Source organism: Peptoniphilaceae bacterium AMB_02, from assembly GCA_036321625.1.
In the GTDB taxonomy this organism is placed as follows: Bacteria; Bacillota; Clostridia; order Tissierellales; family Peptoniphilaceae; genus Microaceticoccus; species Microaceticoccus formicicus.
The window spans coordinates 2,416,754-2,440,044 of record CP143259.1 but is presented as its reverse complement, the minus strand read 5'-3'; the positions used below and the strand labels follow the sequence as shown (position 1 = coordinate 2,440,044).

Here is a 23,291-nt window from a genome sequence, read left to right as displayed (position 1 = left end):
TTTGAGAAAAATAGGATTGGTTATAAACCCCATAGCTGGAATGGGAGGTAGAGTAGGACTTAAAGGAACGGACGGGATAGAAGTCCTTAAAAAAGCTAGAGAACTCGGCTCTATACCGGAGGCACCTTTAAAAGCAAAAAAAGCACTTGAAAAGTTATTGCCACTAAAAGACAGCATAAGCGTATTGGTGTCCGAGGGACAGATGGGTGAAGAAGAAGTCAAAGAAGTAGGTCTAAACTATGAAGTAGTTTACAAGCCGGAACCCGGAGAGACGTCCAATGCAGATACGACTGAATTATGTAAGATATTTGAAAAAGAAAATGTAGAATTGATTTTATTCGTGGGCGGTGACGGAACTGCCAGGGACATTTTCAATGCAATAGAGACTAGAATTCCGGCAATAGGAGTTCCTGCCGGAGTTAAAATACACTCACCTGTATATGGGAATACTCCTGAAAGTGCAGGACAATTGGCCTATGAGTACCTCGATGGGGCTCAGTTAACTCTTAAGGATGAAGAAGTAGTAGACCTTGATGAAGATGCATTTAGAGAGGATAGAGTTGAAGTGAGGGTATATGGATATCTGAAAGTACCCTACAATGAAATCTATCTTCAAAATATGAAGTCGCAAAGTCCGCAGTCAGATGAGCATGCACAGGAGTCGATAGCACTTGATGTTATTGATGATATGCAAGATGACCTCTTCTATATCATCGGATCTGGAACGACTACCATGTATATTATGAAGGAATTGGGACTCGACTATACCATACTTGGAGTAGATATAATTAAGAATAAAAAACTGGTGGCAAAAGATGTAAATGAACAGCAGATTTTAGATATCATAGGAGATGAACCTTTCAAGCTTATAGTGACACCTATGGGAGGTCAGGGATATATCTTTGGTAGAGGAAATCAGCAGCTGTCCAGTAGAGTTCTAAACAAAGTCGATAAAAAAGATGTAACGATAGTATCTACGGCAGGTAAGTTGGCAACTCTACAGGATAGAGATATGCTGATTTATACACTTGATGATAAATGTGATGAGAAATTATCGGGATACTACAGAGTGGTTATAGGATACGGTAGATACATGGTTCATAGAGCTTCAAATGGCTCTGCGAGTAATTAGAAAATTAACTCCACGAGAACATGTATTGGAAAGGATTAAATAATGTATTTAGGTTGTCATTTATCAATAACAAAAGGATTTAAAGCTGCTGCTGAAACGGCGGTTTCAATTGGGGCAAATTCTTTTCAGTTTTTTACGAGAAATCCCAGGGGTGGTAGAGCTAAGGAGATAGATCCTCAGGACATAATTCAGTTAAAAGAGATTATGAGTGAGTATGATTTTGGACCACTATTTGCTCATGGCTCCTATACTATGAATCTATCTTCTGATAAGGAAGATGTAAGAGAATTTGCAAATATGGTTTTAATTGATGATATGAAAAGGCTTATGCAATTGCCTGAGGATACTATATATGTATTTCATCCGGGTTCGCATGTGGGGCAGGGACCGGAGATAGGTACTCAGTTTATCGTGGATGCTTTAAAAGAAGCTGTAAAAATCAATCCCCATGCAAATATTGCGCTTGAAGGAATGTCCGGAAAGGGAACGGAGATAGGTTATCGATTCGAACAACTTAAGGATATTATAGATGGTGTAGGACATGAGAGTATTGGAATTTGCATAGATACATGTCATATGTATTCTGCCGGATATGATATTGTCAGTCAACCGGATGATGTAATAGATGAAATCAATAGCATCATTGGACTTAATAAGCTAAGAGCCATACACTTAAATGACAGCATGACTGAACTTGGATCTAGAAAAGACAGGCATGCTAAACTGGGCGAGGGATTGATTGGAGTGGATGCACTCATTAACTTCATCACCAAACCGGAACTGGTAAATAAGCCGCTGAATTTGGAAACTCCAAACGAACTGGATGGATATCAGGCCGAGATAGAACTCATTAGAAATAGAGTATCCAATTTAGAATAATAATGAAAAAAAGCTCGAGATAAACTCGGGCTTTTTAAATGGATAAATGTTTTATAAAGTCCTGTTAGGGTATTAAATCTATATCTGGTTGATGGGAGGAATGTTAAATGAACGAATTTAGGCATAAAGGCGGAAATACTATAATAAAGAAAACCATAAATAAAGGGGTATCATTCGGTTCGGTACTTGCTATGGTTATAAGCTATACTACTTGGAAATCAATACTGTGGGCGATTATCCATGGAATCTTAGGCTGGGTCTATGTTATATATTTTATTTTTAAGCATGCGTAGAAGTAGTGGTATAATAGCATTATACTAATCGATAGAGGTGAGCTAATGAAGGATCAATCAAGTTGCCATATTTGCGGCTCAGTAAAATGTGCTGTTGGGGAAGAAGAAAACCTACCTGTATTTTGCCCTATGGAAGATTCAAGTATCTATCAGGAAGCTGTGGACATTATAAGTTCTGATAAATATAATGAGTTTTATGTAGCCAGCACCGAAATTGAAAAAGAGGGCTACTGTATTTGGCCGAGAGTTCGAGAGATTATGGAATTGATTAAAAAGATGAAATACAAAAAAGTGGGTTTGGCTTTTTGTAATGGATTTAAAAAGGAAGCTAAAATCTTAAGTGAAATATTTCTTGAAAATGGAATCGAAATAATATCTGCAATGTGTAAGACCGGTGGTTTGGATAAAACTGAAGTTGGAATGCCGGAAGAAGTAAAACTTAGACCCGGAAACTTCGAAGCAATCTGCAATCCCGTTGCTCAAGCGCTGATACTTAATAAAGAAAAAACAGAATTCAACATCGTCATGGGTTTATGTGTAGGACATGATTCACTCTTCTATAAATATTCAGAAGCATTATGCACAACCCTTGTGGTCAAAGACAGGGTTACCGGACATAATCCGGTAGTAGCGCTCTATTGTAAAGATGGATATTTTAAGAAGAGACTCAAAACTGAAGATAAATAAAAAATCCCGGAGCAATCCGGGATTTTCAGACTTTTGACAAAGCGGATTAATAAAATTGAACTTGGTCTATTACCAATTGTTCTTTGAACAATCGCCAATAGTGAAATTTTAGTCTTTGATAGCCTCCATCTGACGAGGGAGGTGGGTTTGCGAAGCAAACTCGGAGCGAGAGAAAAATATAAATGGCTGGAACACCATAGAATTCCTACTTCAAATCTCCTAATCTAGTTATCGTTGATGCCTACATCGTTAGATTGAGCTGTTAAAGAATTTTTGTGGCTTGAATTCGATTGCAAAAGATAGAACCTAAAAACATAAAATATCATAAAAACCCTGTTCAGACTTTTGACAAAGCGGATTAATAAAATTGAACTTAACTATTACCTATTGTTCTTTGTACAATTATCTATAGTGAGATTTTAGTCTTTGATAGCCTCCATCTGACGAGGGAGGTGGGTTTGTGAAGCAAACTCGGAGGGAGAGAAAAATATAAATGGCTGGAATTACATAGAATTCCTACTTCTATATCTCCTAATCTAGCTATCGCTGATGGCTAGATAGTCAGATGGAGCTGTTAAAGAATTTTTGTGGCTTGAATTCGATTGCAAAAGATAGAACCAAAAAACATAAGATATCATAAAAACCCTATTCAGACTTTTGACAAAGCGGATTAATAAAATTGAATTTAATCTATTACCTATTGTTCTTTGAACAATCGCCAATAGTGAAATTTTAGTCTTTGATAGCCTCCATCTGACGAGGGAGGTGGGTTTGTGAAGCACACTCGGAGGGATAGAAAAATACAAATGGCTGGAATTACATAGAATTCCTACTTCAACTCTCCTAAGTTAGATATCGATGACTGCTCATAGTAGGGGTGGATAGGATTGAGAAATTAGGGATAAATTTAAAATACAACGATTGAAATTGTAAGTTTCTCTGTGTATATTTCTTCAGTCTGTTATAGCACATGGCTTCCTAGTCAGATAGAGCCTAAAAACATAAAACATAATAAAAACCTTGTTCTCAATTAGATTTTGTCTACAGAAAAAAATCCCGGAACAATCCGGGATTTTCATTATTCTAAAATAGTACCATCTGTTCTAACGGTTACGACTTGCCATGGGATAAATTTACCGCTGTTTTGAAGTGCCTTTTTAGCAGCGTTTTCAAGGCCGGAGCAGCATGGAACTTCCATTCTGGCAATAGTAACGCTCTTGATTTCATTATTCTTAATAATTGCTTCAAGTTTTTCTGTATAATCACCTTCATCGAGCTTAGGACATCCTACGATGGTAATCTTATTCTTCATAAAAGTATTGTGAAAATCTCCATGAGCAAAAGCTGTGCAATCTGCTGCGATTAGAAGATTTGCATTATGGAAATAAGGTGCATTCACTGGAACTAGCTTAATCTGACAAGGCCATTGATTTAGCTGTGAAGTATTCACATTTACGGCGCTTACATTGGAAACTTGTGACCTATCAAAAGTCTTTGCATGAGTTCCCGGACATCCACAAGCCAGTGGTTCTACAGTATTTTTATCATCTTTCATCTCATCTACCTCCACATTTTTTACATCGGTCTTATCAAAAATAGCAACATCCCTAGTTTCAAAAGAAATAGCCTCTACAGGACAGTTCGGCAAACATCTTCCAAGTCCATCACAATGATCCTCACGAAGAAGTTTAGCTTTCCCATCAACCATACCAATGGCTCCTTCTTGGCATGCATTTACACATAGCCCACATCCAATACAAAGTTCTTCATCTATTTTTATAACCTGTCTAAGCATTTTAATCCTCCAATATTGTTTTTACATATAGAGTATAGTAAAATTAAAACAAAAAGTACGTTGCAATTACAACGGAGGAATAAAAAATGAAAATTGATATACTGAAAACCACTCCAATATTTAAAGGATTAGATGAAAATGAAATCGAATCGGTATTAAAAAGCTTAAAGAGTAGACTAGTTAAATATAGTAAAGATGAAGTTATTTTTGAAACGGGATCGGTCATAAAAGAAATGGCACTTCTCTTAAGTGGAAGCATCCATATTACAAAACTGGATTATCTTGGGAATCTGAATATCATAGCAGTAATTAAACCTGGAGACCTATTTGGAGAATCATACGCGATATCAATAGGAGAAAAACTTGGAGTCACAGCCTTATCAGAAACAGACTCTGAGCTCTTAATGATAGATGTATCTAGTATTTACAGCGAGAAGAGTCTAGGAGTCCCTGGCTTTACAAAATTCTCCATGAATCTGATGAATATCCTGGCACATAAAAACATCATAATGTCCAAAAAACTTGACCACTTAACGAAAAGATCCCTAAGAGAAAAAATAATGTCCTATCTGAGCGAGATCTCAATAAAAGAAAACTCCCTACAATTCAAAATACCATTAAACCGTCAACAAATGGCAGACTACCTATGTGTCGATCGTTCAGCCCTTTCAAGAGAACTAATGAAGCTCAAAGCTGAAGGCAACCTAGACTACCACAAAAACATCTTTACACTAAAATAAACACCAAAAATAGAGCCTTCATTGGAGAAAAAGGGTTCCAAAAGATTGGAAAAGACTACTTGACTTAAAGAGGCCTAATTAATTTTATTTATTTGCATTAATATGCTTAAAAGAGTATAACAAAAAGAAACATAAGATTGTAAAATTGAGACAGGTGAAACTAAAATGAGCACATTAATTTATAAACATGCAATATACTTTGAAAAAGTGTAGCCTGACCCCGTTTTAACGTTGAAATTATGGGAAAAAAAAACCGGGAAATGTATATTTTCCGGTTTTTCAACTAGGTTTGGTATCTTATATTGATATTTTGCTTGGTTTGGTTTTTTGTATTTAAAGTCCTTTTATTCTGAAGAATGCAGAGAATCTTCCTTGGAAGTTTCCGTAGCCTGCAGGGACTCCCCAGTCTTTTGCTTCGAATACTGAATTATCGCCCATGTAGATGGCTAAGTGTCCGTAGTTATAGCAAACATCTCCCGGTTTTAGCTGATCTTGGGTGATTTGGTAGAATCTTGGATCTCCCCAGATGGTTTCGGATGTTAGGTTTCTCGTAGTGTCTTCTGTAAGACCTGATTTAATCAGTGCTTTTAATACCAGTGATGAACAGTCGGCATAACCGTCTGACATTCTCATGGATTGTGAGTAATCCCAACCTTTCATGGCAAGTGCAGCATCTATAAAGCTTTGAACTGATTTAGTTTCAACCGGTTGTTCTTCAGGTTTTACTTCAGTTTCAGTTTGTGTTTCTTTTGATTCTGTACTCGGTTTATCTGTCTGAGTTCCTTCATCTTTTTTATTCTCTTCACTTGGTTGTTCTTTGTTTTCTTCTTTATTTGATTCGTTATTTTCTTCTTTTTTATCTTCTACGGCAGTTTCTTCAGGTTTTTCTGAATTTTCTGTCTGCTCATTATTTTCTGTTTCTACTTTTTCTGAGCTTAGTGATACTTCAGTACCTATGGAATATATATTGGTTTTCTCGCTTTCTCCAAAATGACCATCTAAAACTTCTTCGGCATTTGTAGGTGATACAAGTAAGGTCATCGTATTATGCGATTTAGTAAAGTTGACAGAGGCAAGTGCCATAGTAAAATCTTCACCATGTGCCAAGACTATATTCTTTCCTTCTGTTCTCTTGGCTACTGAGATGGATGTTTCGTATCTGTCTTTACCTGCATAGGTGTTCGCATCTACTGAACTTGTGTTTCCTGTAAGATTATATATAGCTTGCTTGTTTTCTGAAGAAATTGAGTCTTCTCCACCTACAAATATAATGTCTCTATCCTTGCCGTATTTTTCAAGGTATACTTTCGTTGCTTCCGGAATACCGTCTTTGGTAACCATTAGAATATTTCTGCCTTCTATTATGCTAAGAGGCGTACTTGTTATGGCGTCAACATAGTTCATGCCGTTTACAATGACAATATTTCTATCGGTTCCAAGTGTTTCTGCAACTTTTGTTGCTGTTTCAAATCTATCGGCTCCACTTATTCTGCCTGAGAAATTACTTCTCTCTTCAATGGATTTACCGATTCTTTCTTCGCCTCCGAGGACAAATACTTTTTCCGCTTTATCCAGTAGATTTGATTCCGTCTCTTGAATATTATTTGAATCAAGAGTAAGTAGGCTTCCACCATTTGTTATAGAAAGTACTCCGCCGGTTAATGCATCTGCTAATTCGTTCTTGTCAGCGACATAGAGAATTTTTCCGTCATTTGTCTTTTCTACAATTTCGTGGCTTGCGCTTGGTAATTTTTCTATATTATATTTTGATTCATCTGCTTTTGCGTGTACTCCGATTAAAAGGGTTGAGCTTAGACATAGAGTCAAAAGCTGCTTGGTTAATTTGTTCATTATATCCTCCAAAAAAGTTGTAACTATTTTGTAACCATTTTGGCTACAAGGAGTATTTTACGGGAAAGTGGCTTATGAGTCAAATTTTAGAGGGCTATAATGCAAAAAATGAGAGTAGATTGTGAGAATAATAAAAAATTACATAGTTTGTAACTATTTTGTAACTTTTTAAAATCGTAGTTTAAATATTGAAATTTAGGGAAATATAAGTATACAGATTGTGTAATATCTTTTTAATAAGGTAAGATAACATATCAAATATTACGAAAAATAAAATTTCCGGAGAAAATAAAAAATCTGTAAAGCATATGCCTTACAGATACTATTAATTTCTTTTATATTAAAAAATTAATCTAAAGATGGCGTCTATACCACCAAGTGCAACAGTTATAAAAGCACCAAGTATTGCAAGAATTATAACAGTTCCTAAACAGCAGCCGAAAAAGAAGTTACCACAACCGCAACCTCTCTTTTTTGTCTGGACATTTTGATTGTAATCATAATCATTATAATAGTGATTATTGTTTGAACGTCCAAAATATTGATTTTGTTTATTTATATTTTTGCTTCTACTTAAATCAGTGAAGGGATCATATGGATTATAAGGTTCTTGTTCATCATCATAATCGTAGTCATCTTCTTCATAATAATGGTAGGTTTTTTTATCGTATCTGTCTTTCTCTGCATTATTATATTCATTGTAGTTAGCATGTTTGTTCAAATGTTCTCTGATTTCGTCTAATCTGTCTGTATCAGAAAAGTCTTTTTTCATATCCATCACCTAAATTAAGTATATCATAATTAAGTGATATGATTCCTACAAAACTGAAAGAAAATATTAAATAACCTTTAAATAATTATTATTATATCTTAATAAAGCATACTAAAAAGCCTAGAAAATCGCATAATCCTTGAAATCGTTTCTATTATAATCTATAATATAGGTATAGTTGGAGCATATCTAACTACAATATAATAAATGGGGGCGTAGTATGAAAATTAATAAAAAATTAATGGTCTTATTAGCTCTGTTGTTGGCCTTTTCAATGATATTTGTAGCTTGCGGACCTAAAACAGAAGACGCTAAACCGGACGAGAAGAAAGAAGATGCTGCCGGTGAAAAGAAAGATGAGAAGAAGGAAGAACCAAAAGATGATGCTAAAGCTGAACCTGCAGGCGATGCTTTAAAAATCGTTATTGTTACAAGTCCTTCAGGAGTAGATGATGGAAGTTTTAACCAAGACAACTATAATGGTATACAAGATTTCATCAAGTCTCATGCTGATTCCAAAGTACAAGCAGTTCAAGAATCATCAGGAGACGAAACAGCATCAGTACAAGCTGTTGCCGATGTAGTTGCAGATTACGATGTTGTAATTACTCCAGGATTCCAATTTGCAGGTATTTCTCAAATTGCAAAAGATAATCCGGAAAAGAAATTTGTACTTGTTGACTCATTCCCTAAAGCAATTGACGAAGTTGAAGAATTCGAAAATGTATATGCTATGATGTTTGCTGAGGAAGAAAGTGGATTCTTAGCAGGTGTTGCTGCTGCCCTTGAAACTGAATCAGGAAAAGTTGCAGTAGTTAACGGAATCGCATATCCATCAAATGTTAACTATCAATGGGGCTTTATGTCAGGTGTAAACTATGCTAATGCTCACCTTGATACAAAAGCTGAGATAGTTGAAATCGAATCTTATGCCGGAACTGATGTTAGAAATGAAAATGTTGGCGGAAACTATGTAGGTACATTTAACGATGAGTCTACAGGTAAGGTTGTCGGTCAAGCACTAATCGAAAAAGGCGTTGACGTTATGCTGGTTGCAGCAGGTGGATCAGGAAACGGAGTATTCACTGCAGCTAAAGAAGCAGGAAATGTTAAGATAATCGGTTGTGACGTAGATCAATTCGACGACGGTGCATATAGTGGTGGTAATGTTGTAATTACATCTGCTCTTAAAAACATGAGAATTAACGTGGACAGAGCTCTTACTGCTGTTTCAGAAGGATCATTCAAAGGACAAAACACCGTTCTTAGAGCTGACACTGATTCTACAGGAATAGTTACTGCAGAAGGCAGACATCAACTTAAGCCTGAAACAATCGAAAAATTGAATGAAGCTTATGCAAAACTTAAAGACGGTACAATAGTGCCTGCAGCTAATTTCAATGGACATACACCTGATAAATTCCCAGGTCTATAAAAGAATAAAACCTAAAAGGGACGTAGAGATACGTCCTTTTTTGAAATAATAGTGTTTTATTCATCAAAATACATAGATGAGTACTAATACTATCGAGGTGATTTTATGAATAATGAATATATTGTTGAATTTAAAAACATAACCAAGACATTCCCCGGAATTGTCGCTAATGATGATATCTCATTCGGAGTAAAAGAAGGCGAAATATTTTCAGTACTGGGTGAGAACGGAGCAGGTAAATCGGTACTCATGAGTATGCTTTTCGGAATGTATGAGCCCGATTCCGGAGAGATATACGTAAAAGGCAAGAAGATGGAAATCTATTCTCCAAGGCATTCCAATAGCTTAAATATTGGAATGGTCCATCAGCACTTCAAATTGGTTGAAAATTACACCATTGCTCAAAACATAGTACTTGGAGAGGAACCGATAAAAAAGAGATTCGGTTTTATAGATGAAGTCGATATGAAATCTGCCGAAAAAGACATAGCTGAATTGTCTGCAAAATACGGTCTTGAAGTAAATCCAAAAGCAAAGATTGAAGATGTAAATATTGCAACCAGACAAAGAGTTGAAATCTTAAAGATGTTATACAGAGAAGCTGAAATCATGATTTTTGATGAACCGACGGCAATACTTACACCTCAGGAGATAGAATACCTGTTGAAGATTATTCTAGAGCTGCAAAAGAGTGGTAAAACGATAATTCTAATCACACATAAACTCGAAGAAATCAAACAGGTTTCTGACAGATTTGCGGTACTAAATAGAGGAAAACTCGTTGCCGTAAAAGATGTTGAAAGCACTTCGACTAAAGAAATGGCGAGACTTATGGTCGGTAGAGATATCGAGTTTACTCATGAACCCGAAACATGCGAAAGAGGAGATATGGTATTAGAGGTTAAGAACCTCAATGTATCCGATAGAGACGGCGTTCAAAGAGTAAAGAACGTTAGCTTTAATGTCAGTCAAGGTGAGGTATTCGCGGTAGCAGGAGTTTCAGGAAATGGTCAAAATGAGCTTGCAGATGCAATAGCAGGACTTATAGGGATTGATTCCGGAACTATAACTCTGGATGGAAAGGATATAACCAAAGAGGGCATAAGAGAAAAGAAGGAATCTGGAATAGCCTATATACCTGAAGATAGACAAGGGTACGGATTGGTTCTGGACTTCGATATTTCAGACAATATGATACTAAAATCCTACTACAAGGAACCATTCAGTAAATCCGGATTCTTAAATAGAAAGAATATAGATGAATATGCAGAAAAACTCTCTGTTGATTATGATATCAGAAGTTCAAAGGGCATTACCTCTTCCATGAGATCACTCTCAGGAGGAAATCAGCAAAAAGTTATAATTGCCAGAGAAATTGATCAAGACGGAAAACTTCTCATGTTTGTTCAGCCGACAAGAGGACTGGATATAGGTGCAATTTCCAATACATGGGATCAAATAAATAGAGAGAAAAAAGAAGGGAAAGCCATACTTCTAATCTCGTATGAACTGGAAGAAGTTATGAGTCTAGCTGATACCATTGGCGTTATCTATAATGGTGAAATGCTGACAGTAGCCGATAGAAGAACACTTGATAGAAATGAAATCGGAGAATACATGATGGGGGTGAAGAGGGATGATTAAAAAGAAATCTGAAAATTATGGATTCTTACCCACCCTACTAGGTGATGAGAAAAGACAATCTTATACCATACCTTTATTTGCCATATTCCTAAGCGTTATCGCAGGTTCGATAGTAATACTATTGACCGGTAAAAATCCTCTCAAAGCATATATAAGTTTACTTCAAGGTTCTGGCTTAGTGCCAAAGCCTAGTTATGCAGGAGGTACCGGACAAATAACTGACTTTACAAGCTTTTTGGATATACTTGCACCTATGATTTTTGCAGCGCTTGCAGTTATAATAGCTTTGAAATCCGGACTTTTCAATATAGGAGTCTCCGGACAGATGTTGATCTCGGGATTTATCGCAACCATTTTGGTTGGATATTCTCCACTAAATGCAGTAATTGCTAAACCACTGGTATTAATCGTTGGAATAACAGTCGGAGCACTTACTGGCGGGTTTATAGGTTTCTTAAAATACAAATTCAATATAAATGAAGTTGTATCATGTATAATGCTGAACAATATAATACAATTCGTAACCAGCTATTTTATAAATTCATACTATGTAAACCCCGTATCGAGACAATCCGAGTATATAAGCAAAGCATCATCTCTAACCATAAAGGGAATCAATATCGGAGGTGTAAAGGCAGATTTTCCAATATCTATAATCCTTGCAATACTGGCCAGTTTATTTATATATAAACTATTGGAAAGTACCACACTTGGATATGAAATCAAAGCCGTAGGTAGCAATAAAAATGCAGCGGCATATGCAGGTATTAAAGTTGGAGAAACACTGATAGTAACAATGATGATAAGTGGAGCATTGGCAGGACTTGCAGGTGTGAGTTACTATCTCGGATACTTTGCGTCCATGCAGCCAAGAGTAATCTCAAGCCTAGGATTTGATGCGATAGCAACAGCACTTCTTGCGAATAATAATGCAATCGGAGCAATCTTCTCCTCCATACTTATAACGATTCTATCAAAGGGTTCTGTATACATGAGTTCAAAAGTTGGAGTAGTTAAGGAAATCTCCGGAGTAATAACGAGTTTAATACTACTATTTAGTGCAACCGGTGCATATATAAGATATAGAGTTAACAGAAAAGTAGAGATGCAAAAAACTGAAAAAATGACGACTGTGGAAAAGAGGAGTGGTGACGATGAATAAACTTTTAATAGACGGCTTAGCATTTGCAATACCACTTTTCATTATAGCCATAGGTGGTATTTACAGTGAAAGAAGCGGTATTATCAATTTAGCGCTCGAAGGACTGCTTGGCTTTGGAGCCTTTACCGGAGCTCTTACCGTAATATTATTAGCTATCGCATTTCCCGACTTTATAGCAAAATACGGTATCTATGTAGCTATGCTATTTGCTATGATTGGTGGAATGTTATTTGCCATAATTCACGCGGCTCTATGTGTATTCTTTAAAGCCAATCAAGTAATTTCAGGGGTAGTTTTAAATATACTATCGGTATCGTTGACAGAATTTTTAACCAGACAGATAAATATGCAAGTATTTGGTGGACCATCTAATAAATTTCAATTAGGTGTTGCACCCAGATACTCTGTACCTGTTCTTTCGGAAATCCCGATACTTGGAGGATTTTTCAAAGACATATATCCGTTCTCAATAGTCATAGTTATAGTGGCGTTAATTGCTTACTTCGTACTTGAGAGGACGAGCTTCGGAATGAGATTAAAAGCTGCAGGAGACAATCCTCACGCAGTCGATGCAGCAGGAGTTGACGTCGGAAGAATGAGGTTTTATGCCGTGTTGATTTCAGGTGCCTTGGCAGGACTTGGAGGAATAAGCTTCGCTTACTCAATTTCGGCTAATTTCTCAGGATCAGTATATTCAGGATTCGGATATCTTGCCATTGCAGCCTTGATATTCGGAAACTGGAGTATCAAACCTACACTATTCGCTGCACTACTATTCGGATTTGCAAGATCCGGAGGATACTATTTGGCGCAAGTCTTAAAGATGAGCTCCACATTCTCAGACATAATCATGATACTACCTTATGTTTTGACCTTGGTACTTTTGGTATTCTTCTCTAAAAACAACAGACCGCCAAGAGCGCTGGGTGAAATATACGATAAAGGAAAGAGGTAAAAATGGAAAAGAAATTCGAGCATTTTGATACCGTCGATTTTAATTTCGACAAAAATGCACTTAGAATTATAGATCAAACACTATTACCAACTAAAATAAATATGCTTGAACTGGATGACGAAAAGTCAATATGGGATGCAATCCATCTACTCAAAGTAAGAGGGGCGCCTGCTATAGGAGTTGCAGCTGCCATAGGCATTGCAATACTATCGAAGAAGATTAAAACAGAAGACATCGATGAATACAAGAGTGAATTTAACCGCATCAAAAACTATCTCGAAACCTCCAGACCAACAGCTGTAAACCTTTTTTGGGCTCTGGATAGAATGAAAGTGGTAGTGGATGGGTACGGGGGAGATAATCCTCTGGAATTAAATGAACTTCTTATGGCAGAAGCAGCAGAAATAAGAGAAGAAGACATAAAAGTCTGTAAGAGTATAGGAGAAAACGGACTAAAATTATTAAAAGATGGAATGGGAATTTTGACTCACTGTAATGCCGGGAGCCTTGCTACTGTAAAATACGGTACGGCAACAGCTCCGATGTATCTTGCTCATGAAGCTGGAATGAAGATTAAAGTATTTGCTGACGAGACCAGACCTCTACTTCAAGGTGCCAGGCTTACTGCTTATGAACTCAATGCGGCAGGAATTGATACCACGCTGATATGTGACAATATGTCTCAGACAGTTATGAGACAGGGAAAAGTGGATATTATATTTGTTGGCTGTGATAGAGTTGCTGTAAATGGAGATGCTTGCAATAAAATAGGTACTTCCATGGTGGCGCTAGCTGCAAAAAGACATAATATACCTTTCTATATATGTGCTCCAACATCCACCATTGATTTTTCAATAGAAAGTGGAGAAGAGATAGTAATAGAAGAGAGAAAGCCGGAAGAGATTACCGAGATGTGGTATGAACAGAGAATGGCACCTGAAGGTATAAATGTTTATAATCCTGCTTTTGATGTAACTGATGCCGACCTTATTACGGGAATCATTACAGAATACGGTATCATCTACCCTCCGTTTAAAGAAGGAATTCTAAAACTGAAAGAGGAAAATAATCTATAATGAAAAGAGATGCTAAGTTCTTTATAGAAAAATACGATATGGTACCCCTTCCTGAAGGCGGCTACTTTGCTCCTGTTTCAAGGGGAGAGTTTATAATCCCGCATCATCTATTGGGAGATTATAGTGGAGAAAGGGAAGCAGTATCCCTGATCTACTATTTATTAGAAGCCGGAGATGAATCCAAGTGGCATATGCTAAGACCTGAAGAATACTGGCTTTGGCATGCAGGCGGAACACTTCAGATAGTGATTTCCGAGACTGACAGTTTTAAAAGACTGGAAAACTTCATACTAGACCCTGAAAGTGGAGACTTTATAGTAAAAGTACCTGCAGGATATTGGCAAACGGCAAAGGTCTTAGACGGGGACTTCGTATTAGTATCATGCGTAGTATCTCCCGGATACCATGACGATGAACTGTTCTTTTTAGATGGAGGCATAGATGGATAAATTCAGATTGGATGGGAAAGTAGCCCTGGTTACCGGAACAAATAAAGGAATGGGAAAAGCCATTGCTTTGGAACTTGCACGTGTCGGTGCAAAAGTAGTCGGAATAGTAAGAACTGAAGGCAGTCAAACTAAAGCAGAGATGCTGGAAAAAGGATATGATTACACCGAACTTGAATTCGACTTATCGAATACTCGAGGCATCGAAGAGATTACTAAAAGAGCAATAGCTGTTTACGGAAGCATAGAAATACTAGTCAATAATGCAGGAGTAATTAAAATTGACCCTGCTGAAGTCCACAGCATTAAAGACTATGACTATGTCATGGATGTCAATACAAAAGCTGTCTTTCTATTATGCCAAAGCGTTGGAAAACATATGCTTGACAGAGGATATGGGAAAATAATAAATACCTCATCGATACATGGGATTGGTGGAGGATTTGATTGTATCTCTTATACTGCAAGCAAGCATGCGGTTATCGGAATAACAAAGGCACTTTCTAATGAATGGGCAGCAAGAGGAATCAATGTTAATGCAATTGCGCCGGGATACACAATCACCGACAATACAAAAGGATTGAGAGAAAAAACGGACCTGGTTGAAAATATAACCAATTCAATTGCTAAAAAGAGATGGGCTGTTCCTGAGGACATTGCACCTGTAGTAGTCTTCCTTGCCTCACCGGCATCTGACTATATAACAGGACAGGTTATAAGAATTGACGGCGGAATTGAATAAAAAACTTAAGCCATCTACCTTCAAACTTTTAAGGAGGATGGTTTTTTATTAGAGAGATCGTTATTATATCTACATAGCATAATATCGCAAATAATGGGTATAATCAAACATAGACCATGTATAACAACTACAGTCTAGATAAGGGGGTATGATTATGAGGAATTTAGAAGAACAAAGAAATAGACTTATAGATTATTTCAAATCAGGAGAAAAATCCCTGGATAATCTTAAAATAGGAATAGAATTAGAACATTTTATAATAGATAAAAACTCACTTAGAACTGTTTCATACTACGGCAAAAACGGAGTTGAAGAAAGCCTAAAAGACATTGAAAAACAAGGTTGGGAAGGCTATTATAACGATGAATACCTATTAGGGCTTGAACGAGGTCCTTATACAATAAGCACTGAACCGGCTGCACAATTTGAAATTAGCATGGAAGCGCAACATAGTATATCGGAACTAGATAAGCTTTACTTAGAATTTATGAGACAAATACTTCCTGTTTTCAAATCAAAAAATCAAGAACTTATTGCCATGGGCTACCATCCCGTAACTAAAATCGATGAGATTAAAATCTCTCCGAAAAAGAGATACACATATATGTACGAGTATTTCAAGAAAAGAGGAACTCATGCACATAATATGATGAAGGGAACTTGTGCCGTACAGGTCACAATAGACTTTACTTCGGAAGAAGACTGTATAAGAAAGTACAGAATTGGTTCAGCATTGTCACCGATTCTCTATACCATGTACGACAATTCCTATATTTTTGAAAGTGAAGTTTATGAAAATTACAGCGTTAGACAACATATTTGGGAAAACACCGACTTGGATAGATCCGGAGTATTAAAAACGGCATTTGACAAGGACTTCTCATATGGAAAATATGCTGACTATATACTAAATAATAATATAATTTTTACCGATGACGATGGAGTTCTGGCATCCACGGGTGATTCACTATTTAAGGATATATTTGATCCTGAAGTTCATGGTGATGAGGAAATATACCACGCAATCTCAATAGTATTTCCTGACCTTAGATTAAAGAGATATTTGGAATTCAGAATGATGGATGCGGTGCCATATCCACTAAACTTGTCAGCTGCAGCACTTATAAAGGGTTTGATGTATTCAGATGAAAACCTAGATAGACTGGATGAATTATTTAAAGACATAAGCTATGCCGATGTTCAAGCCGGTAAAACAAGTGCTTCAAAATATGGAATGAATGGGAAATATCTAGGTAGAAGTTTTGTAGATTGGGCAAATCAGCTAATCTATATGGCAAAAGACAGTTTGGATGAAGATGAAGCAAAGTATTTGGAAACAATAGAGGAACTCTCAGGAGTAGGAAAGAATCCTAGAGACGATTTTAGAGATATATATAATGTAGATGGATTAAAAGCAGCAGTTGAAATGGAGAAGATTGAGGTGGAAAATGTTTAATAGAGAATTGGTCAATGACTATTTGGATATAATAAAGAGCGATCCCGGATACTATAAAGATTTTTTAGAGATGCAGGAGAAGGTAAATAACTCCAGTGCCATCTATAAGAATAAACCAATTCCGGTAACCTATCAGGGGATGTTCATTGGTGAGGATGATTTAAACGAATTCAGGAAAATATCCGGAATACTAATGGAAATCACCAGAAAAGTAACCGAAGAGTATGTGAATAATCCGGAGTATAGAGCGCTATTCAAGTTTCCTGAGGACTGGGAAAGACTTATACTGCACAATCCGGGTTACGATATTCCCGTTCCTATTTGCAGATATGATGTTTTCTACAATGGCATAGATGACTATAAATTCTGTGAATTCAATACCGATGGTTCTTCTGCCATGAACGAAGACTGGGTGCTGGGCGGAATAATGCTTGAGAGCAGTGGATTTAAAAAGTATCAAGAAAAATACGAATTAAAGCAATTCGAGCTTTTCGATTCTTGGGTAAAAAAATCAATTGAAATATTCCATATGGCTAGACCGGATATTCAAAAACCAAATGTAGCCATAGTGGATTTTATCGACAAGGGAACCACCAACGAGTTTATCAAATTCAAAGAGTGCTATGAAAACGCAGGATATCCATGCGAAATTGTAGATCCAAGAGATATAGAATATAAAGACGGAGCAATCTACAGCGGTGACTTTAAAATTGACCTAGTCTATAGAAGAGCAGTTACCATGGATGTAATGGAAAAAAAGGATGAAATAAAACCATTTTTAGATGCATACTTGGATGATGCATATGTCATGATAGGTTCATTCAGATCACAGATTATGCACTCCAAACTCATCTTTAAAATCTTGAGATTGAGTGAGACAAGAGCCTTTTTAACTGATGAAGAAAATGAATTTCTGCAATTACATGTCCCCTTTACCGAAGAATTCATAACAGAAGACGATTATGAAAGGGTACGAACTTATAAAGATAACTATATACTAAAGCCGTATGACGGCTACGCGTCTTACTCGGTATATGCAGGAAAAGAACATACTAGAGAAGAATGGGAAGGAATCTTAAGAAAACTCCTCGGTCAAAACTATATCTATCAAGAGTACTTTGAAATGAATAAAATTGATTTCGTAGAGTATGACGAAAACGGAGACTTACAGATTGTACCTTTTGCCTTTGTACTGGGTATGTTTATCTACGGCGAGCAGTTCCAAGGCCTCTATACGAGAATCGGAAACGAGGCGCTGATAAGTGGCGCTAGGAAGTACTATACCACGCCCAATTTCCTTGTAACTAAAAAGTAGATTAAGACTAAAAAAAGTAAATCATAAAACCCTAAGAAAGAGTGGATGAAAATCCGCTCTTTTTTAGCATCAGTAAAAATACTATTATTAAAATATCGATAACCATTATCATAAAGATATCTTATTAATAGCGATTAATCATAAAATTTTTTAATAAGCAATTCCTTGAATAGCATGTTGTAATATGATAGTATCAAATCGTACAAATTATAAATAATTGTTAATAAGGAGTTAATCATGCTTATAGATATGCATATGCACGAGAAAACCCATTCTCCCGACAGCCATATGAGCCTAACGGAAATAATAGCTGAAGCTAGGGTTAAAGGGCTGGATGCAGTATGTATCACCGATCACGACAATCAAAATATAATGGAATATGCACATAGAGTTTCAAAAGAAGTGGACTTTCCCATATTTGTAGGAGCCGAAATACTCACTAAACAAGGAGATATCGTAGTATTTGGACTGGATAATCTCCCTAAAGAGATGGTAAATGCATGGGAACTATTAGAGATGGTCCAAAAAGCGGGTGGTATTGCTTTTAGTGCTCATCCTTATCGTAAAAACAATAGAGGATTGGAAGACCTGATCAAAACAGTACCCGGACTTGGAGCAGTTGAAGGTTTCAATGGAAGCACTCCAAGAAAGCTTAACCTACTTGCATGTGAAGGTGCAAAACAGAGAGGTATTCCAATAGTCGCTTCAAGTGATGCCCATTTATCAAAAAGAGTAGGACTCTTTGCTACAGAGTTTTTCGGAAGAGTCAGAGACGAAAAAGACCTCATTGAAGCTATTAAAACTCATCAAGTGAGACCTATGCAATATTTCGAAGGAGAATATATCGACGCTTTTATAGATATTGAAGAAAAAAGCAAAGTTTATATCCCAGGCAGACTTGTTGGAGAATCAGTTTAAAAGAAAGAACCCCTTAAATTTAAGGGGTTTTTATTTGCCTAAGTATATTATTGAAGTTAAGAAAAGTATTGACTTAATCTTCTTTGATTTATTTAATCCTTTCATAGTACAAACATAAATCAATAACGTGATAATATATTAATTTAGTCCTATGCCCAGGGATCGAGTTCAGCAGGCTTTCTGATATCGCTTAGCAGCATCTCTTCCCAAAGAAACCACTGATTTGTAGAAGGTTTATACCTAAACTTAATAGGTCTAGGACTATCTGCTCCTGATGATTGTATATAAAGTGTAATATGTCCTTCGGATTCAAAATCATAGCTGTAATTATTAGCCTTGACATTAATTGTATATGGTTTACTTGGCGTATAATTGTTTTGAGGAGAGGATCCTTCAAAATAAGACATTGGAAGGTAGTTTTTACCGGATAGTCTATCTTTTAAGAATTGTTTTTCGTAATTGCTTAGAGGTCTTGGACCCCTAAGAAAATCCAGCATCTCTATCGCAGTATCCGGATCGGTATCGTAGACACAAAGTGCCAGAACAGTGAGAGCGCCGGTTTCCTGTGCTGTAGTAAGACCTGCTTCTTTTAAATTTTTAAGTTGTTCTAAGTTTTCGGGTAGTCTGCTAAATTCAAAAGTATAAGTATTATCCATTAAACACACCTCCTGTTATTCTTGTATTAAGTGTAACATAAACTGGATAACTTTACCATGATGAAGAGAATGAGTAAGAGGTGTAGAAATAAGTAATAATAGACTTTAAATATTTGCATTTCCTGCAGGTGTTAAATAATTAAACTACAAGGGTAAATATGAAGATTAATGGGTAAAAGTAATTTAAGGAATAAATAGCAGGTGGATAAACTTCACCTGCTATAAATATCTAAAACTTAGTAGGTCACAATCCCTAAAAAAAGTTTTAAAGGAGGTGCAGATGATAATGGTTATAAACACTCTGATAGGGAAGTTTTACGCTACTGTGAAAGAAGAACTGAAAGAAGTCTATGAAATATTAAGCATACCCTATGCCAGAGCAAATCGTTTTGAAAAACCAAGGAAAATAGAAAAGTATACTGATGACGAAATTATAAATAGGAGAGAAAGCATCTGCTTTCCACAAAGGAGAATTCCTAAGTTTGTTACTAAATTCTTTAAAAATCCCCTGGTACGTCCTGAGTTTATGGTAAATGACGATATTCAAACAGAGGATGCATTTGTAGTTAATATATGGACTTCGGAATTTAAGGGGAAAAAGCCGGTACTCGTATTTATTCATGGAGGTGGCGACAACGGATCAGGAACAGTGCCGATTTATAATGGATCTCGTATTGCTTCAAAAGGCATAGTTGTGGTTACTTTAAACTATAGGTTCGGAATACTGGGAGGTTTACCCGTATATGACGAAAACGGACTCAACGCTAATAGAGGAGCATTGGATCAGCAGACAGCATTGGCTTGGATAAAAGAAAATATTGAATATTTTGGAGGGGATTCGAACAATATTACACTTATGGGACAATCCAGAGGAGCACTATCGGCTTTGAACCAGTTTCTAAACCCTATGAGCAGCAAATTTTTCGACAAGCTTATATTATGTGCAGCGCTGCCGGTTCCAATAATAGAAGCAGATGAAGCAGAGAGAGATTATAAAGAAATGCTGGAAAAAAATAAATTGCCTGATTATAATGCACTTAAAACCTTGCCACTTAGAAAACTCAGAAGACTAAAAATCAAAAATATTGTAAATGAAGTCATCGACGGTGATTTTTATAAAGAGAATCCAAGAGCCATCTTTGATAAAGGTGAATTTTCTCCAAAACCCATGTTAATTGGAGCAAACTCCGATGAATTTACAATGTTTTATATGCCAATCATTTTTAATAGACTGGGCATTGTAAAAAAAGAAGAGAACTTAGCTGCTGCATTACTTGAAAGATATGGAAACTATGGCGAAATTATGAAAAATGCACTCGAATCTGAATCCAAAAATTTGGTTGATTTACAGTTTAAGATAATGGAGATGGTTGCATTTCATACTATTAGCTACAAGCTTCTTGAAAAGTTCAGTAGAACATCTCCAGTTTATGGATATAGGATGTCTTATGTTCCGGATATTTTTGATGGTATAAGAGGAGCCTATCATGGAGCAGAACTCGCTATGTTTTTTGGAAACTATGAAAAGATGAAAATTTTGCTAACTGAAAAAAATAAATACGAGATGGAAAAACTGCAAACGGATTGGCTATCTTTTATTCGCAGTGGAACCATCCCAAACTGCAAATATTATAATACAGAAACTAAACAAATAATCCACTATAAAAATGAGCCTGAGATGATTTCCTTCCCTCATGCGGATATCGTAGAAAAGGTCTCTAAACTCGATAGTTATGAGATTTTATTTAAAAAATTTTTTGGAGTAAAGAGTTAGAGGATAAAATCGAGACTAAAAAGCAGGGAGTATAAAGTTCTCTCTTTAATAAAAAATGAAAAGAACGACCGGCTCTAATTACAAGTCGTTCTTTTTTATTTAAACTATTAAAAACTCTATTCAGCATATGCTTGCATTACAATTCATTCTTATTATTCAGGTATTGGATAGATGTCAACAGGTATACCTTGGTACATTCTATGATATTGGAAACCGAAACTCTCTCATCAAGACCATGTATCGTTTCGATTTCGCCAGGACCGTATTGCACTGAAGGGATACCGTGCTTTCTAAAAAATCTTGAGTCACTTGCAGCATACTGAATTATTCCTTTGGGCGATTCAGTTATGATTTCTTCGATGCTCTTATAAAGCTGTCTTACTATTTTACTGTCTTCTGATGTATAGTTTGCATCGGCTTTAAATACTTTTCTGGTCATTTCATAATTTATTCCGAGAGTGTTTAGCTTGGATTCTATCATGTCTAGGACTTCATCTCTTGTGATTCCGAGAGGAGTTCTAAGGTCAAAATCGACTTCACAGTATTCGGGTACTACATTGGAGGCTGTTCCGCCGATGATTTTACCTGCATTGAAGGAGACCAAAGTGATTATATCTGCTAGTTCAGGATATCCGGTTTCAACGAGATACTCTTTCGATTGAATTACTAATTTTTCCAAATCTTCCGGGTAAGGGATTTCTTTTGATACGAGTTCTTTTATTGAATTGATTGCAGTAAAAGCATCGAGGATTGCAGATCTTCCTGCCAGTGGTGATAATGCGGAATGTGCCGGAATACCCATAATCTTTAGTTTAAAACCTGCAGAACCTTTTTGACCAATGCCCGGGTTATTTCTCCCCGTTGGTTCTGCGATAATGGCAGCATCACCACCGATGAGTTTATTTTCCAATAGGTATTGGGCTCCATGCTTGGATCCTGTTTCTTCGTCAGGAATCACCACAAGAGTTAGTTTACCTGACAGTTTTACACCCAGACTTTTAATGTGGACTAGGGTGTAAATCAAACCACCTAAGCCGGCCTTCATATCACTCGCCCCTCTCCCATATAGAAAATTATCTACTATATCTCCGGATAGGGCATCCAACTTCCAATTTGTAGGATCTCCGATTGGTACTGTATCGGCATGACCGGAGAGTATTAATTCAGGTCCTGTTTCTGAACCGATAGAAGCTATAAGCCCGGTTCTATACGGAGATGCTTCAAAAGTTGTGGATTTAATATTATGACTTGCGAGGTATTCACTTATAAAATTTATAATGCTCCTCGTATCCCCGGGTGGGTTTTGGCTGTCAATCTTTATTAAATCAGAACAGAGCTTTATCAATTTAATTTCATCTATACCGTATTTAAATCTCTCCACTCAAATACCCCCTTAGACAAGTTGTCAAATATTGTATATACTAATAACTGAATGAAAACTTAATTTTATTATATCATATAAGAAATCTTTATATTTGGATCGATGATGATTGGCTAATTATAAGCCATCCATTTTATTTGGAGAGTATGATAATAAAATTAGTGGAAAAAGTAGTCGTAGAT

The 23,291-nt window shown here is 36.4% G+C and carries 21 protein-coding genes; 16 read left to right on the top strand and 5 right to left on the bottom strand.

Going from position 1 to position 23,291, the window contains the following annotated elements; all coding sequences use genetic code 11:
- Position 1 precedes the first annotated feature (1 nt).
- The 4 genes from VZL98_11550 to VZL98_11535 all read left to right on the top strand — a co-directional run bounded on the left by VZL98_11550 (position 2) and on the right by VZL98_11535 (position 2,991).
- The gene (locus VZL98_11550; GenBank protein ID WVH63310.1) at positions 2-1,132 is read left to right on the top strand and encodes an ATP-NAD kinase family protein; all 1,131 of its coding nucleotides are present in this window, start codon (positions 2-4) and stop codon (positions 1,130-1,132) included.
- Between the two features lie 42 nt (positions 1,133-1,174).
- Positions 1,175-2,011, top strand: a complete 837-nt coding sequence (locus VZL98_11545; protein WVH63309.1) for a deoxyribonuclease IV — start codon at positions 1,175-1,177, stop codon at positions 2,009-2,011.
- Positions 2,012-2,118: 107 nt separating this feature from the next.
- Positions 2,119-2,304 (top strand): hypothetical protein, encoded by a 186-nt coding sequence (locus tag VZL98_11540; protein ID WVH63308.1) that lies wholly within the window; start codon positions 2,119-2,121, stop codon positions 2,302-2,304.
- A 45-nt stretch (positions 2,305-2,349) separates the two neighbouring features.
- Positions 2,350-2,991 (top strand): DUF1847 domain-containing protein, encoded by a 642-nt coding sequence (locus VZL98_11535; protein WVH63307.1) that lies wholly within the window; start codon positions 2,350-2,352, stop codon positions 2,989-2,991.
- Positions 2,992-4,069: 1,078 nt separating this feature from the next.
- Here the strand turns inward: VZL98_11535 and VZL98_11530 are convergent.
- On the bottom strand, positions 4,070-4,786 hold the full coding sequence (locus tag VZL98_11530; GenBank protein ID WVH63306.1) for a 4Fe-4S binding protein: 717 nt from the start codon (positions 4,784-4,786) through the stop codon (positions 4,070-4,072).
- 86 nt (positions 4,787-4,872) lie between these two features.
- Here VZL98_11530 and VZL98_11525 point away from each other — a divergent pair, with 86 nt between their 5' ends.
- On the top strand, positions 4,873-5,526 hold the full coding sequence (locus tag VZL98_11525) for a Crp/Fnr family transcriptional regulator (protein WVH63305.1): 654 nt from the start codon (positions 4,873-4,875) through the stop codon (positions 5,524-5,526).
- 333 nt (positions 5,527-5,859) lie between these two features.
- Here the strand turns inward: VZL98_11525 and VZL98_11520 are convergent, their stop codons facing one another.
- Positions 5,860-7,377 carry a cell wall-binding repeat-containing protein gene (locus tag VZL98_11520; protein WVH63304.1) on the bottom strand — a complete coding sequence of 506 codons (1,518 nt, stop codon included), beginning with the start codon at positions 7,375-7,377 and terminating at the stop codon, positions 5,860-5,862.
- A gap of 340 nt (positions 7,378-7,717) precedes the next feature.
- The gene (locus VZL98_11515) at positions 7,718-8,149 is read right to left on the bottom strand and encodes a hypothetical protein (GenBank protein ID WVH63303.1); all 432 of its coding nucleotides are present in this window, start codon (positions 8,147-8,149) and stop codon (positions 7,718-7,720) included.
- Between the two features lie 220 nt (positions 8,150-8,369).
- Between VZL98_11515 and VZL98_11510 the strand changes: the two genes are divergently transcribed.
- The 10 genes from VZL98_11510 to VZL98_11465 all read left to right on the top strand — a co-directional run bounded on the left by VZL98_11510 (position 8,370) and on the right by VZL98_11465 (position 19,298).
- On the top strand, positions 8,370-9,584 hold the full coding sequence (locus tag VZL98_11510; GenBank protein ID WVH63302.1) for a BMP family ABC transporter substrate-binding protein: 1,215 nt from the start codon (positions 8,370-8,372) through the stop codon (positions 9,582-9,584).
- A gap of 105 nt (positions 9,585-9,689) precedes the next feature.
- Entirely contained in the window at positions 9,690-11,228 is a 1,539-nt protein-coding gene (locus tag VZL98_11505) for an ABC transporter ATP-binding protein (protein ID WVH63301.1), read from the top strand.
- Positions 11,221-12,390, top strand: coding sequence for an ABC transporter permease (locus tag VZL98_11500; GenBank protein WVH63300.1), 1,170 nt, complete (start codon positions 11,221-11,223; stop codon positions 12,388-12,390). The genes VZL98_11505 and VZL98_11500 overlap by 8 nt, the downstream gene beginning before the upstream one ends.
- On the top strand, positions 12,383-13,345 hold the full coding sequence (locus tag VZL98_11495) for an ABC transporter permease (protein WVH63299.1): 963 nt from the start codon (positions 12,383-12,385) through the stop codon (positions 13,343-13,345). The genes VZL98_11500 and VZL98_11495 overlap by 8 nt, the downstream gene beginning before the upstream one ends.
- A gap of 2 nt (positions 13,346-13,347) precedes the next feature.
- Positions 13,348-14,421: an S-methyl-5-thioribose-1-phosphate isomerase gene (mtnA, locus tag VZL98_11490; GenBank protein WVH63298.1), complete on the top strand. Its 1,074-nt coding sequence runs from the start codon at positions 13,348-13,350 to the stop codon at positions 14,419-14,421.
- Complete coding sequence (locus VZL98_11485; GenBank protein WVH63297.1) at positions 14,421-14,870, top strand: cupin domain-containing protein; 450 nt, start codon at positions 14,421-14,423, stop codon at positions 14,868-14,870. Before mtnA ends, VZL98_11485 begins: the two co-directional genes overlap by 1 nt.
- Positions 14,863-15,609 carry an SDR family oxidoreductase gene (locus VZL98_11480; protein WVH63296.1) on the top strand — a complete coding sequence of 249 codons (747 nt, stop codon included), beginning with the start codon at positions 14,863-14,865 and terminating at the stop codon, positions 15,607-15,609. Before VZL98_11485 ends, VZL98_11480 begins: the two co-directional genes overlap by 8 nt.
- A 154-nt stretch (positions 15,610-15,763) precedes the next feature.
- Positions 15,764-17,065, top strand: coding sequence for a glutamate-cysteine ligase family protein (locus tag VZL98_11475; protein ID WVH63295.1), 1,302 nt, complete (start codon positions 15,764-15,766; stop codon positions 17,063-17,065).
- Positions 17,058-18,380, top strand: a complete 1,323-nt coding sequence (locus VZL98_11470; GenBank protein ID WVH63294.1) for a glutathionylspermidine synthase family protein — start codon at positions 17,058-17,060, stop codon at positions 18,378-18,380. The genes VZL98_11475 and VZL98_11470 overlap by 8 nt, the downstream gene beginning before the upstream one ends.
- A 237-nt stretch (positions 18,381-18,617) precedes the next feature.
- Positions 18,618-19,298, top strand: a complete 681-nt coding sequence (locus VZL98_11465; GenBank protein WVH63293.1) for a PHP domain-containing protein — start codon at positions 18,618-18,620, stop codon at positions 19,296-19,298.
- Between the two features lie 149 nt (positions 19,299-19,447).
- On the opposite strand, the gene VZL98_11460 is transcribed toward VZL98_11465, so the two are convergent.
- The gene (locus VZL98_11460) at positions 19,448-19,954 is read right to left on the bottom strand and encodes a hypothetical protein (GenBank protein ID WVH63292.1); all 507 of its coding nucleotides are present in this window, start codon (positions 19,952-19,954) and stop codon (positions 19,448-19,450) included.
- Positions 19,955-20,234: 280 nt separating this feature from the next.
- On the opposite strand from VZL98_11460, the gene VZL98_11455 reads away from it, so the two are divergent.
- Positions 20,235-21,728, top strand: a complete 1,494-nt coding sequence (locus VZL98_11455; GenBank protein WVH63291.1) for a carboxylesterase family protein — start codon at positions 20,235-20,237, stop codon at positions 21,726-21,728.
- Between the two features lie 136 nt (positions 21,729-21,864).
- Here VZL98_11455 and VZL98_11450 read toward each other — a convergent pair whose 3' ends face one another.
- Entirely contained in the window at positions 21,865-23,109 is a 1,245-nt protein-coding gene (locus tag VZL98_11450; protein ID WVH63290.1) for an ArgE/DapE family deacylase, read from the bottom strand.
- Between the last annotated feature and the right edge of the window lie 182 nt (positions 23,110-23,291).